Genomic DNA, 16207 nt, shown 5'->3' on the forward strand with positions numbered 1-16207 from the left:
TCGATACGCCGCCCTTCTTCGTTGATATAGACGGCAGCACAGGAACCATCAGGCTGCGGGTCGATTTCCATTTCGATTTCATAGTTAACACTCCAGCCGGCACCGAACATGTTGTGGGTGCGGGTGTCGACGCTGCTGTAGAAACGCTGCCATTCGAAGGGCAGGTGAGCCGGCAGGGAGAAGTCGAGTTCTTCGGGGCCGAACAGGAGTTTGGCACCGGTTGGCAGATGAACCGGATTACCTTTGAAGGGCTCTATAGCTTTTAATATATTATAGCTAATACTGGCGACTAAAAAAGCACACTTTACAAAACGACTTAGTTTTGTGAAAAATTTTCCTGGGGATAACAGTAGTGTCGCAATAGCTAATGTTAGACTAATAGGGTATTTGCCACTTTTAATTTCACGGACAACAACAGATTCACCGCCGATGCGCACGTTGTTGGAAACTTTGATACCACCTTTGTAGTCATCAGTTACTTTGGCTTCGCAGGTGCTGCGATCATTGCTGCGTACCGCCGGCTGGTTGTTGATATAGACTTTTTTGGAACCTTCAGCCATAAATTCATCAGAGGAAGAAGGCGGGTGTTTTTTGCAAATGATTTTATCGTCTATTCTGGTGATGGTTGTACTTGGATCCGGAGAAGCAACAATAGGTGTGACAATCTCATTTGACGCCTGCCTTATGAGCTGAAGTATGTTGCCGGTTATATCGATAAAACTTTCAGTCTGTTGAGGTGCTTGTGCGGTTTCTGCTTTTTTTACTATGCCGGCAGCGCGTGCTGAGGGTTTACTATTAATACGAGTATTCTTGGAACCGGTATCAATATTGGCGTATTCGGATTGGGGGAATAAGCTGCAGACCCAGTCTGCAGCCTCTGAAATATAGTCTTTTAATGCTAATGAAGCACCAACAGACACTATGAGTCCTAAAATACTGGTTAATATATCGGCAGTTCCTATTAATGCCGCAATAACTGCTATTGCTGCAGCTTCTAATCCTCCCCCTGCTATAACAGCTATTGTTACTGCTACAGCGACAACGCACACAGTTGCTAAAGCTTCATAACATTTGAATTCAACAAAACCACCTGCAAAATCAGCCATTATTGAAGTATGTAAAAGTACGTCTCCTTCACGTGCTGCCCAGTATGCTTCCCTCATGTTAAATTTCCCCTGTTGTAAATTAAAATAAAACAAAGTATGTAAATTAATATTAATATATTATAAATTAAATGGAAAAAATAACTTAAATATATATAATTTGACATAAATTAATATTTTTTTTAAACTAAATGTTTTTTTATATTTAAAATTAATAATTGTAAATAATATGCTTTATAATAGATAAAGCATTTGAAATACAGATAAGTAGTCATTATTAAAAAAGCAGCTTTTCCTCTAAGGAATAAGCTGCTTTTGTTTAAACAGAAAATCTATTGATTAATCTGTGCTGTTAGTTCGCGGGTTTCATGAAAACGAATATCTGGCCAACGTTCTTCTGTTAGAGACAGGTTTACACGGTTGGGAGCCAGATAGGTTAGGTTACCACCTGCATCTGTAGCGAGATTAAGTATGTTGGCTTTTTCAAATTCAGCCAATTTTTTCCGGTCAAAGCAGGATACCCAGCGTGCAGACCAGATGCTGACAGATTCAAATACGGCATCAACGCCATATTCATTGGCGAGACGGGCGGTAACTACTTCAAACTGCAATACACCTACAGCACCGAGTATTAGATCGCCGCCATTGTGAGGTCTGAATACCTGTACTGCACCTTCTTCACCAAGTTGTTGTAATCCTTTTTGCAGCTGTTTCATTTTCAGCGGATTTTTGATTCTCACAGCACGAAACAGTTCCGGTGCAAAAAACGGGATGCCGGTAAAGGTGAGCCGTTCTCCCTCGGTGAAGCTGTCGCCAATCTGGATGTTACCGTGATTAGGAATACCGATAATATCACCAGCAAAAGCCTCTTCAACCAGTTCACGGGTATGTGACATAAAGGTGACAACACTGGATGCAGCAATGTCTCGGTTAAGACGCAGGTGTTTGATTTTCATGCCCCGGGTAAATTCACCAGAACACACGCGTAAAAAAGCAATACGGTCGCGATGCTTGGCGTCCATATTGGCCTGTATTTTGAATACAAATCCGGAAAATTTGTTTTCAGTTGGTTCGACCACACGCTCAAGTGTTTCTCTGGGCTGCGGAGCCGGTGCCCAGTCAATCAATGCATTGAGGATTTCCTGAATACCGAAATTGTTGATAGCTGAACCAAAGAAGACAGGCGTCAGCTCGCCGCGCAAAAATGCGTCTAAATCAAATTCATTTGACGCGGCCTGCACGAGCTCAATTTCTTCGCGCAGTTGCTGAATTTCTATCGGAAAGAGCTCATCCAGTCGGGAATTATCGATACCTTTGATTACATCAAATTCATGTGGCAGCTTCTCGCCACCGGCTTCAAAGAGGTAAATCTCATCATTCAGGATGTGATAGACACCTTTGAAATTTTTTCCCATACCAATCGGCCAGGTAATCGGAGCGCAGCGGATGTGCAGTATGTTTTCAACTTCATCGAGCAGTTCAAGTGAATCGCGAACTTCGCGATCATATTTGTTCATGAAGGTAACAATCGGTGTGTCACGCAGCCGACAAACATTTAAAAGTTTGATTGTTTGTGCTTCTACGCCTTTGGCGGCATCGATAACCATTAAGGCACTGTCAACGGCAGTGAGTACGCGATAAGTATCTTCAGAAAAATCTTCGTGACCGGGTGTATCAAGCAGGTTAACAACATGTTGATGATAATCAAACTGCATCACAGATGAGGCTACGGAAATACCACGCTGTTTTTCGATCTCCATCCAGTCTGATGTGGCAAATTTACCGGATTTTTTTCCTTTTACTGTACCTGCAGAGAGGATAGCTCCGGAAAACAATAGCAGTTTTTCTGTTAGGGTGGTTTTACCGGCATCCGGATGGGAAATAATCGCAAATGTGCGGCGTCGTGCCGCTTCCTGGGCAATCTGACTCATGATTTTTATATTCTGAAAACAATAAAAACAAGACGGCTGTGGCCGTCTTGTAAAGAGATACATATTGTAGCACAGGTTGATATGAAATCTGTTAATTGGATATTTTAGTGCTGTTAATTATGACTTTTTATGAATATAAATTTTATTTATCGGCTGTTTACTGGTGATTTAAACTGGTTAGTCATTAGCGGTAGAAAAAAAGCATTTTTTCATATTTAAAACTTGGTTGTTACATTGTAGCTGCGCCTGGGCAGCATTGTGTTTAATAACTGCCAGTGCCAATGAAACTGAGTCTTTTTGTACCTGATTGATAATCAGCCCCGCTTCTTCATTGTTGCTATCATATATGCTGTCTCCGTCGGAAAGGGGGGTAGTACTTTCAATAAGTACCAAGCCGCGTTTTACCTGACCGCGGTACTGGGCCCGGGCGATAATTTCCTGTCCTGGATAGCATCCTTTTTTAAAATGTACGGCACCGATAAGCTGCTGATTGAGCATTTGTGCCACACATGTTTCTGTGGTAGCTGCACTAATCCATGGGTTGCCACAGGTAATTTCATGGGTTTTCCATGCTATGGCGTTTTCTGTATTCAATGGTGGTAGCTGATTGATTTTGCCGACGCTGACCTCTGAGTGATCTGGCAATTGTATCTGCCAGATCTGATTGGTCGTCGTTGCTGATAAAACATATTGAGGTTGTTCTGGTGCATTTGATACAGGAATATCATTTGGTAAACCAACTGCCACACCCCATTCGGGCATGGTTTCTAATTTTACTTTGCTGCGCAAAATGTACATTTGCAATTTTTTCTGTAGCGTTTCACACAGATCGGCTGCAGCAATCAGAATAATATCGTCTCCTCTGTTAAGTAGAAGCATATTGGCGATGACACGGCCTTTGGCTGTATTATAAGTTGCCAGACATGCCTGTTCTTCTGCAAGATGATTAATGTCATTTGAAAGCTGATTATGCAAAAATGTGGTGCGATCTTCGCCGCTAACCCGAATAAGGCCGAAAAAGGGCATCAGGGTAGATGCTGTGTGTGTCATGTTGAATCCTGATTAATTTAAATTCGCCGGTTCTTATTATAAATCTGAATTTTTAGTAAACAAATAAAAAGCTCCGCCCAAGTTCTGGGACGGAGCCAGGGAAAATACTATTAATTAACCTATTTTCCTTCAGCTTTTGCTTTTAACTGCTGATACATATCAGGATGTTCGTTTTTAAGCAGTTCTGCTACCTCCATATTTACACGATTCAGTTTGCTTAATTCCAGTTGTTCGACATGAACCAGACGAACCAGCTCGCGAACTGGTTTCGGAATATTGCGTCCTGCTTCGTAACGCGAACCACCGGATTGGGTAACACCAACCTGACTCCAGAACTCAATTTGATTTAAACCAAGTTTTTTACGGATTTCACGCACATTGTTAATAGGTTTGAATGCTTTCATAATTTTTATACCTTAAAAGCGAGTTGTCTATGTGTTAGTAAATTAATATGGTCATTCATAAATAATTAATTATTTTGGTAAAATTTGTCAGGAAAACTGATGGCAAATGTTTTACCATTATGCATAATTATCTATTGGCTTCAATATTATCACAATTGTTTTTACATTCAATACAATATTGCTATTGTTTTATTAAAATGTGGTATAACAGGATAATACAGATTTATTTTAATTAAACTAAATAAAGATTTATTGTTTTATATCAGATATTAATATTATATTAATGTAAAGTTATGATATTTTTATGCTTTTAAGGTTTGCCTGTTAAAGGGCTGACTGTAAGTATTTCATAGCCGTTTTCAGTAACCAGAACCTCATGTTCCCATTGTGCAGAAAGCTTATGGTCTTTGGTCACAACCGTCCATCCGTCATTTAATATACGTAAATGACGTTTACCTTGATTAACCATTGGCTCGATTGTGAAAATCATTCCGGGTTGTAATTTTAATCCTGTATTGCGACGACCATAATGCAACACTTGCGGTTCTTCATGAAAGCCGCGACCGACTCCATGTCCGCAAAATTCCTGCACCATAGAGTAACCCGCATTCTCAGCTACTTGCTGGCAGGCGTAACCAATATCACCAAGTGTTGCCCCCGGTTTGACTACTGATATACCGGCCATCATACTTTGATGGGTAATGTTGATCAGGCGCCGGGCCTGCGGGCTGATTTCTCCGACGGCATACATACGGCTTGAGTCTCCATGAAAACCATCTTTGATAATGGTGACATCTATATTTAATATATCGCCGTTTTTTAGGGGTTTATCATCGGGTATGCCGTGACAGATTACATGGTTGACAGAAGTACAGCATGACTTGGGAAATGGCGGGTTGCCATAGCCTAATGGGGCAGGATAGCCGCCCTGAACATTGATATGATAATCGTGGATCAGACGGTCAATTTCATTGGTGGTGATTCCCGGTTTGATAAACTGGCCTATGTAGTCAAGTGCTTCGGCAGCCAGTCGGCCAGCAACACGCATTGCAGCAATTTCTTCTGCATTCTTAATAATCACGGCCATGATTCTTCCTTTTACGGTAATTAAAATAATTCAGTTAATGTGTATAATAATTTAAGCATTCACCAGTAAACTTAGTTCATCGGTAATATTCTGTTTGCGCATAAGACTTTCACCGATAAGAAAAGTGTTCACCTGATGTTGTCGCATCATATGAATATCATTTGTGGTGAAAATACCACTTTCAGCTACAACAGTTTTTCCTGTCAACGCGGGCAGAAGCTTGATGGTTTGTTGTAAATCTACTTCAAAAGTACGCAGATTACGATTGTTTACACCCCATAGTGAGGTTTGCATATTGGTACATTTTTCAAGTTCGTCTTCATTATGTATTTCAAGCAGTACGGTCATACCTAGTTCATGAGCAATAGCCTCATATTCGGTCAACTGAGCACTGCTCAGTGCCGCAGCAATAAGCAGGATTGCATCTGCATTGTATGCCCGGGACTGGTATATTTGATAGGCATCAATGATGAAATCTTTGCGCAGTACTGGCAGATTGCAGGCATTGCGTGCGATATTCAGATAGTCAAGGCTACCCTGAAAATAGTTTTTATCTGTTAATACAGACATGCAGGCTGCGCCACCAAGCTGATAATCTCTGGCAATCTCTGCTGGTGAAAAATCAGGACGAATCAAACCTTTAGATGGGCTGGCTTTTTTTACTTCGGCAATAATGGCAGCCTTTCCCTGATGATGTTTTGTCTGTATTGCTTCAAGAAAAGGACGCGCAGGGTTCTGTTCATAGGCTTTCGCCCGTACTTCAGCCAGTGTTTCAGCCGTTTTGGCAGTAACCATTTCAGTTTTTTTGGTGGCAATAATTTTATTTAAGATATCACTCATGAGTTGTGTCCAAAAGTGGATGCTGAAGCAGAATTAATCAAAAAGGGAAGGCGGGTTATCGCCAGAAGGAAAACCATCTTTTAGAAAGAACTATCTTCACTAATTTCTGCTTTCAATACTTGAAAAATAGCCCGGAAAGCTTTAGGTGGTTTTCCTGCAGCCTGTTCCTTACGGGCATTGCGAATTAATGTGCGCAGATTGCTGATATCAATATGCGGATAGCGGCTGATGATTTCAGTAAGGCTGCTGTCATCGGAAATTAAACGATCACGCAGATTTTCCAGCCGTTGTAAATAAGCATTATGTGTACTGTTTTCACCTTTGAGGCGCGCAAGATAATCGCTGATGGGTTTGGTATCGGTTTCACGCATCAGACGACCGATAAACTGAGCCTGGCGTTTAAGCGCGCTGTTGGAGCTGATTTTCTGATAGCTTAATACTGCCTGTAATAAATCTTCAGGCAAATTCATTTTTTTCAATGTATCTGCAGATAATTTGGTTAATTCCATACCTAATTGCTGCAAATCATTCATTTGCTTTTTCAATTGGGTTTTACTTATCCATTTTTCGTCTGCAAAAGCCTGGCTATCGGGATTACTGTTCATATTTATCGGGTCATGTGTGTATCTGAATTTCAAGTATCTATTTTAGCAAAAAATCCATATTATTTCAGTTGGCACGCTTGTTTAACTGCTGCCAGTGCCTAAACCGGCATGTTAGAATGCAAACTTCTTTGCAAGAGAGTAGATTAATGTTTCATCATAGTGCCGACCAGTTACAAGAATTGTGCCAGCAGGCAATCAATAAATCGAGACTGCAAGGGGCAACTGCTGTTGAAATCGATATTAGCGAATCTGCAGGCCAGAATGTACAAGTGCGTCAGCAGAATGTTGAGCATATTGAATACCAGCAGGATAAATCCTTAGATATAACAGTTTACCTGGGTCAGGCTAAGGGGCGTGCGAGTACTGCTGATTTCAATGAAAAAGCAATAGAAGAGGTAATCAGAGCAGCTTTAAGTATTGCCCGTTATACAGCTCAGGATGACTGTGCCGGTCTGGCAGAAGCCGCATTACTGGCTACAGAGTTCGGCGATACAGAATCTTTTTTCCCCTGGTCACTGTCTGCCGATGAAGCGATTGAGATTGGTAAAAAAGCTGAACAGGCCGCGCTTGATGCCGATGAGCGTATCAAAAATTCTGAAGGAGCAGAGGTACAGACTGATCATTATCAGTTTGTATATGCCAACAGTAATGATTTTTGTGCTTATCAGCGCGGCAGCCGACACAGTATTTCCTGTAGTGTGGTGGCTGCGGATGACTTAGGGATGCAGCGTGATTACTGGTATGATTTGGCACGAGATGCACGAGATCTTGATAATGCTGAAATTATCGGACAGACAGCAGCAACACGTACAGTACGGCGTTTAAACGGTCGGTCAGTTGCTACAGGGAAATATCCGGTTATTTTTGATACTACGGTTGCCGGAAGTTTAATTGGTCATTTGGTAGGTGCACTGAGTGGTAGTGCGTTATACCGGCAAACCAGCTTTCTGGTGGACAGCCTTGGCAAACAGGTTATGGCGCCCTGGGTATGTCTTACAGAGAAACCACATGTAAAAAAAGCACTGGCCAGTACTTATTTTGATGCAGAAGGGGTGGCTACACTTGACCGTACTGTTATCAGTGAAGGACAGGTTGCAGGTTATTTTCTTAGTAGTTACAGTGCGCGTAAGCTGGGTATGCGCACCACGGGAAATGCCGGTGGTGTTCATAATTTATATCTGAATCATACTCATGCCAGTCAGGCTGATTTGTTGAAAACGATGGGAACCGGTTTACTGGTTACTGAGCTGATGGGGCAGGGTGTAAATGCTATTACCGGAGACTATTCGCGCGGCGCTGCAGGTTTCTGGGTGGAAAACGGAGTAATTGCCTATCCGGTTGAAGGTATTACCATTGCTTCACGTTTACAGGATATGTTTATGGCAATGGCTGGTGTAGCAGATGATTCGTTAAAGCGCAGTACGCATAAGGTTGGTTCGATTTTGATTGATAATATGATTATTGCTGGAGCCTGAAGTGTAACTGGTAATGGGAATTTGTATGGATAATGGTCAGGCGAAAGTACAAATATTTGATAACTGCGTGTTTAAAAGGATTGAAAATGAGCTTCCGTAAAGCATTGTGGTGTGTATTTTTTCTGGCAGTACTTTGTGCGGCAGGGTCGTTTATAGGTCAGTATGTTCTGGGAATGAACCCGTGTGTGTTGTGTATAGTTCAGCGTGTAGCGGTCATTGCTACTGCATTACTGGCTTTTTTGTGTGCCTGCTGTCCTAACCGCAGCTGTATTGAGCGGGTGATAAATGCCATTGTGGTCAGTCTGGCACCCATAGGCGGACTGGGTGTAGCTGTATATCAGATATATATTCAGCATCTTCCTTTGATGGATCAGCCTTCCTGCGGCGCACCATGGACGTTCCGTTTGCGTGATGCGCCGTTATTTCATTGGTATGAACCGATTATTCGCGGTACAGGTAATTGTGGTGAGGTTCAGAAAATTTTACTGATACCTTTACCGATATGGAGTGCGTTATTTTTTACTGCTGTATTACTTTGGGTCTGGGTATGGTTCTGGCGCAGTCGTAAATGCTGAAGCTGTGCCGGATCAGCGGCTGATAATTTGTTTTGTTTGAATGAATGCTATGGTATGAATGCTAGATTTTTACTGAAGACAATTGGTCATATTACACTGGCTGGATTATTCCTGTGCGGTATGTCTGCCTGTAAGGACAAGGGCAGATGGTCTGGCGGGGATGATAATTCGCCGGATGACAGCAGCCGGGTATTAAATCAGCCAGCACAGATAAGCCGGTTAATTCCGGCTCGGGTAGCAGATCGTGATGCATGGGCTGCAGATATCAGTCGGATCATGGATGAGCTGAAAATCAGTAAGACTCAGGAAAATGTATGTAGTGTGATTGCTGTGGTTGATCAGGAATCAAATTTTGTTGCAAACCCTTCGGTTCCTGATCTTGGTAATAAAGCAATCAAGGCTTTTCAGACGGAAGTGCCGCAAAAATTTGTCAGGCAGTTTGGTCCGGCTCTGGGACCGGCAGTTTCACGTTATTTTAATTCAGTACTGGTTAATGAACCGAGCAAAGAAAACAGTTTTCTGGTACAGATGCGTAATGTAAAAACTGAACAGCAGCTGGACTTAATTTACCGGCAGATATTTGCTTATGTATCAAAGCAATTTTATGCTGATTCAATTACTAATGCTGCGGCTAGGTTTATGGGTAAGGATATCGGAGAAGATAATAATCCGATTACTACTATTGGTTCGATGCAGGTATTAGTAAAATATGCACGTGAACATCAGCGCGACAATGCTACGGTGAATGAGTTACGTGATTATATGTATACCCGGGAGGGTGGTTTATATTACGGTATCCACCGGTTGATGAAGTATCCTGCGGCCTATGATAATCCTCAATACCGTTTTGCTGATTATAATTCCGGCATGTATTCGAGCCGCAATGCAGCCTTTCAGCAAGATATAAATAAACTGCTCAATACAGATATGGCTTTGGATGGGGATTTATTGCTATATGATAAAGATGATAAGGCGCAGTCAATGCCTAGTCAGACTGAAACAGCATTGAATCAGTTATTTGCTGATCATGGTGTCGTAATGAAAACGGAACAGATACGTTCAGATTTGTTGCAGGAAAAACAGGCAGAATTTGAAAATACATCCACCTATCAGAATGTAATTGCTTTATATAAACAGCAATTCGGTAAAAATCCTCCATATGCTATTATGCCGCAAGTGATAATTAGCGGACCGAAGTTAAGCAAAGATTATAATACCAACTGGTATGCTACTAATGTCACCCGTCGTTATGAAACTTGTATGCGGCATGGTGGCGGTACTGGACGCCACCGTAAAAGATAAATTCGAACATAAAAAAGCCAGTATATTCATATACTGGCTTTTTTATCGGATTATTCCTGATTTTTTTGTTTTGCTTCAAGGATTTCCCAACGTTCAAGTTTTTCCAGCAGCAGCTCTTCAATTTCAGCAATACGTGTTTGCCATTCAGTTGCCAGTTTATAGTCATTTTTGAATATTTCCGGATCGGAAAGTTTATTATTCAGATCTTGTTGTTCTGCTTCGAGAGCAGCAAGCTCGTCGGGTAAGCTGGTGAGTTCACGTTGTTCGTTGTAGGAAAGTTTATCGTTGCGTCGGCTTTTTTGCCGGTTTTTATCAGGATTACTGGTATTTTTGCTTGTTGTGGGCGCTGGTGTTAGTAAGCTTTGTTCACGTTTTTGGGCGTCAATATAATCCTGATAACCGCCTATGTATTCTTTTAATTGACCATTACCTTTGAAAACTATGGATTGAGTAACTACATTATCCAGAAAAGTACGATCGTGACTGACAAGAAATACGGTGCCGTTATAATCCCGCAATAACTCTTCCAGTAATTCCTGCGTATCGATATCCAAATCATTTGTTGGTTCATCAAGTACCAGAATATTAGCTGGTCGGATAAATAGTTTGGCCAGTAATAGCCTGTTGCGCTCGCCACCAGAAAGTGATTTGACTTCACTACGAACTCTGGCCGGAGAAAACAGAAATTCTTCAAGATAACCAATTACATGTTTACGCTGACCACCAATGTCAATGTAATCATTACCCTGACCTATAGTATCAAAAACAGTATCGTTTTCATTTAATGCACTACGAAACTGATCAAAATAGGCAACTTCCTGACGTGAGCCCAGCCGAATTTTGCCTGAGGTTGGCTGTAATTCACCTAAAATCAATTTTAAAAAGGTAGTTTTGCCAACACCATTTGATCCGATCAGACCAATTTTGTCACCGCGCTGAATAACACAAGAGAAATCACGCATAATAAGGTGTTCACCATAAGCAAATCCGGCGTGTTCAAGCTCTGCTATAATTTTCCCGCTGGCTTCACCGCGATTTAAATTAAAGCTGACCTGCCCCTGTACTTCACGACGTGCAGCGCGTTCGCGGCGTAGTTGTTCCAGCCGTTTAACCCGCCCCTGGTTACGTGTGCGGCGTGCTTCAATTCCTTTGCGAATCCATGCTTCTTCCTGAGCATGAAATTTATCAAAAAGCCGGTTATGTTCAGCTTCAACAGCTAGTTCCTGTGCTTTTTTTTCACTATAGGCACTAAAACTTCCCGGGTAACTACGTAAATGTCCGCGATCTAGTTCGATGATACGCGTAGCTACACGATCCAGAAAGCGTCGGTCATGTGTCACGACAATCAGACTGCCGGCAAAATTACCAAGCAGATTTTCCATCCATTCTATCGCTTCGATATCCAGATGATTGGTTGGTTCATCCAGTAACAGGATATCCGGTTTTTGTACCCATGCCTGAGCCAGTGCAACACGCTTTTTCTGACCACCGCTTAAGTTGCTGATTAATTCGTTTTCCGGTAGTTGTAATTCACTTAAGGTTTGCGCAATTAAGGCATCAAATTGCCAGCCGTTAAGGTTTTCAAGCTTATTCTGTAATTCAGTTAACCGATTCAGACTGGTTTCATCACCAATATTCTGGCTGAGCTCATGATACTCACGTAACAGATTTTGCAGTTCGCCCAATCCTTGGGCTATGGTGTCAAATACAGTAGCCTGCGGTTCAAAAAAGGATTCCTGCGGTACATAAACAACTTTTTGGTTGTTCTGGATAGTTAATAATCCGTCATCCAGTTTCTGTACTCGGGCAAGAATTTTCAGTAATGAGGATTTCCCGGCACCATTGCGACCAATAAAGCCTATTTTTTCACCTGCATCCATTTGCAAAGATGTATGATCCAGTAAGGGGTGGTGACCTACAGTAAAGCAGGCATTATCGAGTGACAGAATACTCATGATTAAGACGAATACGTTTGATTATGGTTTATGGAAATGAGTTATTGTATCAGGTTCATAGTTAATATGTTGCAGCAATACTGAACTTACCTTTAATTAAAAAATCCGGCAATTTTTGTCTGGCTGTCCTTTGCCATTAAAAAAATGATTTTCTTCATCGCAGCGGCTGGAGCTGCTTTGGCAGATAAATATTCTTCCATCCTGATTTAATTTGATTATACGAGGTTCAGCTTCGGTATCAATCGCCACTGCTTTGAGTGTGAAATGTTCTTCAGGTGCAAAACGCGGATTTCCCTGTATGCGAAAACAAAAATGCTGGTTCTCAATAATAGGTAATTCTGGCCAGTTGTGTTTGTTTTGCTTATAGCTAATGTGTTTTTGATAATGTTTGGACAGGAATTGAGCATTGATAAGCAATGCCGCCTTTGCCTGATTTAATCTACCCTGTAGTACATGCTGGCGATAATATGGATAAGCAATCAGAATTATCATGAGGATAACAGTCAGTATAAGCATAAGCTCAAATAAGCTGTATCCCTGTTCGGTTTTTCGGAGTGAAGACATACGATATCTGTATTTATGCTTATAGAATATACTAACCATTTATTTGATAAAAGAAATTATTTTTCGGACTAATAGTATATATGAATATATCTATATTGTATATTTTATTTTGTTATGCTATGAATTTATTGTTAAATTATATAATAAATAAAATTATTTATGATACGCATAAATAGTATAATTATTTTGTTTTTTGTTTATTTAAAATTCAAAATATTTATAATAAATAGTCAGGTATTAGTGTCCAGATAATTCTTGTAGATATTATTAATTAAAATTAGGATTTTATTTTTTATTTAAAAAATTCATGATCAGTTTGTGTTGACAGGTATAACAGCAGTAAAAAAACGGGCTATAACGCCCGTATTTAAAAAATTTATTTGGCTGATATGGAATTAACGATGATGTAAGCTTTCCATCCGGATCATGGTAACCGGGGATAAAACTCGTGGTAATGCCTGAATTCTAGCCATTGACTGTTTGATAAAACGTTCTTTGGTTGAATGTGTCAGGATAACAATTTCGGCAGATTCCTTATTAATAATACCTTTTTGGATGAGAGCCTCAATAGAAATATTTTCTGCAGCAAGAATATTCGCAATTTCTCCCAGCACACCCGGTTCATCGCAGGCAGATACACGCAGATAATAACTACTGGTGATTTCATCCATTGGCAGAATGGAAATATTTTGTAATGAATTAGACTGAAAAGCCAGATAGGGAACACGGTAGCTGGCTTCAGCATTCTGTAATCGGGTTACATCAATAATATCAGCCATCACTGCACTGGCAGTTGGGCCGGCACCAGCACCAGCACCATAATAGAGTGTCTGCCCAATCATATCTGCCTGAACAGTTACAGCATTCATTACTCCTTCTACTTTTGCCAGTAATCGGCTTTCAGGGATTAAAGTAGGGTGTACACGCAGCTCGATACCTTGCGGAGTTTTGCGGGTAATACCAAGTAATTTAATGCGATAGCCTAGTTCCTCAGCATAACAGATGTCCAGACTCTCCAGATGACTGATGCCTTCCAGATAACATTGGCTAAAATTAATCGGGGTTCCGAATGCCAGTGCAGAAATAATACTTAATTTATGACCGGCATCATGACCTTCAATATCGAATGTAGGATCGGCTTCTGCATAACCCAGTTCTTGTGCCTGTTTTAATGCTTCCGGAAAGGTACTGCCTCGGGTACGCATTTCACTCAGAATAAAGTTACTGGTGCCATTGATAATGCCGGCAATAGATTCGATATGGTTGGCAGCCAGCCCCTCACGTAAAGCTTTAATAATAGGAATACCGCCGGCAACTGCAGCTTCATACATCACCATTACATTGTGTTCAGAAGCCAGTCGGAAAATTTCGTTACCGTATTCTGCCAGAAGTTTTTTATTGGCAGTAACAATGTGCTTTCCGTTCCTGATTGCCTGGATCACAGCATCTTTAGCTATTGTTGTACCGCCAATTAGTTCTACTACAACATCAACATCAGTTGCATTTACTACTTCAAATACATCATTACTAACAAAAGTGCTATTGCCGCATATTTCCCGGGTACGTTCAATATTACGACTTGCTGCACGGGTAATAATTAATTCGCGGCCAAGCCGGCGGGTAATTTCATCCGCATTATTCTGTAATAACTTGACGGTACCACCACCTACTGTGCCGACGCCCAGCAAGCCTATACGCAGAGGCTGCATGTTTACTCCTTCAAATAGACAAATTTAATTTATGAACTGCCTGATACTTGCAATTTTACGTGAATAATCTACTATGCTAGCCGAAAACTGCTTTTTTGACTACTACAGCCATAGTATGTTGTGTGGTTATGCATAAGGAAATTTTAATGCAAATTGAAGAAATTCGGGATAAACAAGGATTATGGATTGAGGAAGTTGATATCGGAAAAATTACTGTAAACGGCCGGCAATATACTCAACCTGTATGTATTACTGCTGATGAAGTGCTCACACTGGATAAGCAAGCAGCCAGTGAGTTAACCATTGATGATTTTACTCAGGCTTTACAGTTTAAGCCTGAAGTGATTTTAATCGGTACCGGAAATCATCATGTGTTTATTCATCCGCGTCTGACTTCACAATTAGTCGAAAAAGGAATCGGTGTAGAAAGTATGTCTACAGCTGCTGCTTGCCGTACTTTTATGGTGTTGCGCAGTGAAGGCCGCAGTGTCTGGGCATGGTTGTGGCCGTTAATAGAAGAGTAGTATTTATTTAAATATATTGCTTTTAAAAAGAATAATTTAGAAATAATCAGTATCAGGGTTAAGGATAAAAAATCAGGCTGCCGGTATCATTAACCGGAACCTGATTTTTTAATAGTTACGTGAGTTATTTATTTAACTGCTGTGCTGTTCTGACCTTTGATAATGCTCATGCCAGCACTTACCAGACTACCAATATCTGCAACATTAGCAGGCATAATCAGAGTGTTATTGGTTTTTGCCAGTTTAGCAAAAGCATCTACGTACTGTTCAGCCACTTTCAGATTCACAGCTTCTGTACCGCCCGGTTCTTTTACTGCGGCAGCTACCTGACGAATTGCTTCCGCGGTCGCCTGAGCAACCAGACGCAAAGCTTCAGCTTCACCTTCAGCGCGATTAATTTGTGCTACTTTTGCACCCTGAGATTCATTGATAGAGGCTTGAGCTTCGCCCTGTGATTTCTGAATTTCAGCTTCACGCTGACCGGCCGCCAGATTAATCTGTTCCTGTTTAATCCCTTCAGACTGAGCAATACGTGCGCGTTTTTCCCGTTCGGCCGTGATCTGAGCCTGCATTGAGCGCAGAATTTCCTGAGGCGGAACCAGATCCTTGATTTCATAACGCAATACTTTAACACCCCATGAAACCGCTGCTTCATCCAGAGAGGCTACCACGGTATGGTTAATATCATCACGTTCTTCAAAAGTTTTATCCAGTTCCATACGACCGATAACTGAACGTAATGTTGTTTGTGCCAGTTGGGTAATGGCAACTACAAAGTTACTGGAGCCATAGGATGCAAGTTTAGGATCAGTTACCTGAAAATAGATAATACCATCCACTGTAAGCTGAGTATTGTCACGGGTAATACAAACCTGACTGGGTACATCCAGTGGGATTTCCTTTAAGGTATGTTTATAAGCGACACGGTCGATAATCGGAATAATAAAATTAAGACCGGCCACCAGAGTAGCATGATAGCGGCCTAAACGTTCAACTATATAGACTTCCTGCTGCGGTACAACTTTAAATGCCATGCAGATAAATGCGACAATAGCGGCGAGAAAAATAAATGTCAGAATCATA

Annotated in this window: 15 protein-coding genes; 4 read left to right on the forward strand and 11 right to left on the reverse strand. The window is 41.2% G+C overall.

Annotation, left to right across the window (positions count from 1 at the left end; genetic code table 11):
* The 7 genes from H3T84_RS09615 to yjgA form a co-directional block, all read right to left on the reverse strand.
* The coding region (locus H3T84_RS09615) for a DUF6531 domain-containing protein (RefSeq protein ID WP_198218968.1) at window positions 1-1163 on the reverse strand (1163 nt) is incomplete at its 3' end.
* 272 nt (window positions 1164-1435) lie between these two features.
* On the reverse strand, window positions 1436-3034 hold the full coding sequence (locus tag H3T84_RS09620) for a peptide chain release factor 3 (protein ID WP_198218969.1): 1599 nt from the start codon (window positions 3032-3034) through the stop codon (window positions 1436-1438).
* A 177-nt stretch (window positions 3035-3211) separates the two neighbouring features.
* Window positions 3212-4084, reverse strand: coding sequence for a folate-binding protein YgfZ (locus tag H3T84_RS09625; RefSeq protein WP_198218970.1), 873 nt, complete (start codon window positions 4082-4084; stop codon window positions 3212-3214).
* Window positions 4085-4203: 119 nt separating this feature from the next.
* Window positions 4204-4488: a DNA-binding transcriptional regulator gene (locus tag H3T84_RS09630; RefSeq protein ID WP_100115443.1), complete on the reverse strand. Its 285-nt coding sequence runs from the start codon at window positions 4486-4488 to the stop codon at window positions 4204-4206.
* Between the two features lie 310 nt (window positions 4489-4798).
* Entirely contained in the window at window positions 4799-5578 is a 780-nt protein-coding gene (gene map, locus H3T84_RS09635; RefSeq protein ID WP_174833355.1) for a type I methionyl aminopeptidase, read from the reverse strand.
* A 48-nt stretch (window positions 5579-5626) separates the two neighbouring features.
* A complete protein-coding gene (gene trpC, locus H3T84_RS09640) occupies window positions 5627-6415 on the reverse strand; it encodes an indole-3-glycerol phosphate synthase TrpC (RefSeq protein WP_037474924.1) in 789 nt (262 codons plus the stop codon).
* A gap of 80 nt (window positions 6416-6495) precedes the next feature.
* Window positions 6496-7020, reverse strand: a complete 525-nt coding sequence (yjgA, locus tag H3T84_RS09645; RefSeq protein ID WP_037474927.1) for a ribosome biogenesis factor YjgA — start codon at window positions 7018-7020, stop codon at window positions 6496-6498.
* A gap of 116 nt (window positions 7021-7136) precedes the next feature.
* On the opposite strand from yjgA, the gene pmbA reads away from it, so the two are divergent.
* The 3 genes from pmbA to H3T84_RS09660 all read left to right on the forward strand — a co-directional run bounded on the left by pmbA (window position 7137) and on the right by H3T84_RS09660 (window position 10372).
* Window positions 7137-8495 carry a metalloprotease PmbA gene (pmbA, locus tag H3T84_RS09650; RefSeq protein ID WP_232346167.1) on the forward strand — a complete coding sequence of 453 codons (1359 nt, stop codon included), beginning with the start codon at window positions 7137-7139 and terminating at the stop codon, window positions 8493-8495.
* Window positions 8496-8581: 86 nt separating this feature from the next.
* Entirely contained in the window at window positions 8582-9070 is a 489-nt protein-coding gene (locus H3T84_RS09655; RefSeq protein ID WP_174833296.1) for a disulfide bond formation protein B, read from the forward strand.
* Between the two features lie 54 nt (window positions 9071-9124).
* A complete protein-coding gene (locus H3T84_RS09660; RefSeq protein ID WP_198218971.1) occupies window positions 9125-10372 on the forward strand; it encodes a DUF1615 domain-containing protein in 1248 nt (415 codons plus the stop codon).
* Window positions 10373-10422: 50 nt separating this feature from the next.
* On the opposite strand, the gene H3T84_RS09665 is transcribed toward H3T84_RS09660, so the two are convergent.
* The 3 genes from H3T84_RS09665 to H3T84_RS09675 form a co-directional block, all read right to left on the reverse strand.
* Window positions 10423-12327, reverse strand: a complete 1905-nt coding sequence (locus H3T84_RS09665; RefSeq protein WP_198218972.1) for an ATP-binding cassette domain-containing protein — start codon at window positions 12325-12327, stop codon at window positions 10423-10425.
* 96 nt (window positions 12328-12423) lie between these two features.
* Window positions 12424-12891 carry a type IV pilin protein gene (locus tag H3T84_RS09670; RefSeq protein WP_037474938.1) on the reverse strand — a complete coding sequence of 156 codons (468 nt, stop codon included), beginning with the start codon at window positions 12889-12891 and terminating at the stop codon, window positions 12424-12426.
* A 395-nt stretch (window positions 12892-13286) separates the two neighbouring features.
* Window positions 13287-14600 (reverse strand): homoserine dehydrogenase, encoded by a 1314-nt coding sequence (locus tag H3T84_RS09675; protein WP_198218973.1) that lies wholly within the window; start codon window positions 14598-14600, stop codon window positions 13287-13289.
* A 146-nt stretch (window positions 14601-14746) separates the two neighbouring features.
* Between H3T84_RS09675 and H3T84_RS09680 the strand changes: the two genes are divergently transcribed.
* Window positions 14747-15124: an Mth938-like domain-containing protein gene (locus H3T84_RS09680; RefSeq protein ID WP_084585067.1), complete on the forward strand. Its 378-nt coding sequence runs from the start codon at window positions 14747-14749 to the stop codon at window positions 15122-15124.
* A gap of 128 nt (window positions 15125-15252) precedes the next feature.
* Here H3T84_RS09680 and H3T84_RS09685 read toward each other — a convergent pair whose 3' ends face one another.
* Entirely contained in the window at window positions 15253-16206 is a 954-nt protein-coding gene (locus tag H3T84_RS09685; protein ID WP_025330623.1) for an SPFH domain-containing protein, read from the reverse strand.
* Window position 16207: the final 1 nt, after the last annotated feature.

Origin of the sequence: Snodgrassella sp. M0110 (assembly GCF_016101465.1) — a bacterium.
In the GTDB taxonomy this organism is placed as follows: domain Bacteria; phylum Pseudomonadota; class Gammaproteobacteria; order Burkholderiales; family Neisseriaceae; genus Snodgrassella; species Snodgrassella alvi.

Bases quoted from the DNA above. Each gene is read 5' to 3' on its own strand.
- H3T84_RS09620 (WP_198218969.1), bottom strand. From the start codon at position 3,034: ATGAGTCAGATTGCCCAGGAAGCGGCACGACGCCGCACATTTGCGATT.
- H3T84_RS09625 (WP_198218970.1), bottom strand. From the start codon at position 4,084: ATGACACACACAGCATCTACCCTGATGCCCTTTTTCGGCCTTATTCGG.
- H3T84_RS09630 (WP_100115443.1), bottom strand. From the start codon at position 4,488: ATGAAAGCATTCAAACCTATTAACAATGTGCGTGAAATCCGTAAAAAA.
- trpC (WP_037474924.1), bottom strand. From the start codon at position 6,415: ATGAGTGATATCTTAAATAAAATTATTGCCACCAAAAAAACTGAAATG.
- yjgA (WP_037474927.1), bottom strand. From the start codon at position 7,020: ATGAACAGTAATCCCGATAGCCAGGCTTTTGCAGACGAAAAATGGATA.
- pmbA (WP_232346167.1), top strand. From the start codon at position 7,137: ATGCAAACTTCTTTGCAAGAGAGTAGATTAATGTTTCATCATAGTGCC.
- H3T84_RS09655 (WP_174833296.1), top strand. From the start codon at position 8,582: ATGAGCTTCCGTAAAGCATTGTGGTGTGTATTTTTTCTGGCAGTACTT.
- H3T84_RS09660 (WP_198218971.1), top strand. From the start codon at position 9,125: ATGAATGCTAGATTTTTACTGAAGACAATTGGTCATATTACACTGGCT.
- H3T84_RS09665 (WP_198218972.1), bottom strand. From the start codon at position 12,327: ATGAGTATTCTGTCACTCGATAATGCCTGCTTTACTGTAGGTCACCAC.
- H3T84_RS09670 (WP_037474938.1), bottom strand. From the start codon at position 12,891: ATGTCTTCACTCCGAAAAACCGAACAGGGATACAGCTTATTTGAGCTT.
- H3T84_RS09675 (WP_198218973.1), bottom strand. From the start codon at position 14,600: ATGCAGCCTCTGCGTATAGGCTTGCTGGGCGTCGGCACAGTAGGTGGT.
- H3T84_RS09680 (WP_084585067.1), top strand. From the start codon at position 14,747: ATGCAAATTGAAGAAATTCGGGATAAACAAGGATTATGGATTGAGGAA.
- H3T84_RS09685 (WP_025330623.1), bottom strand. From the start codon at position 16,206: ATGATTCTGACATTTATTTTTCTCGCCGCTATTGTCGCATTTATCTGC.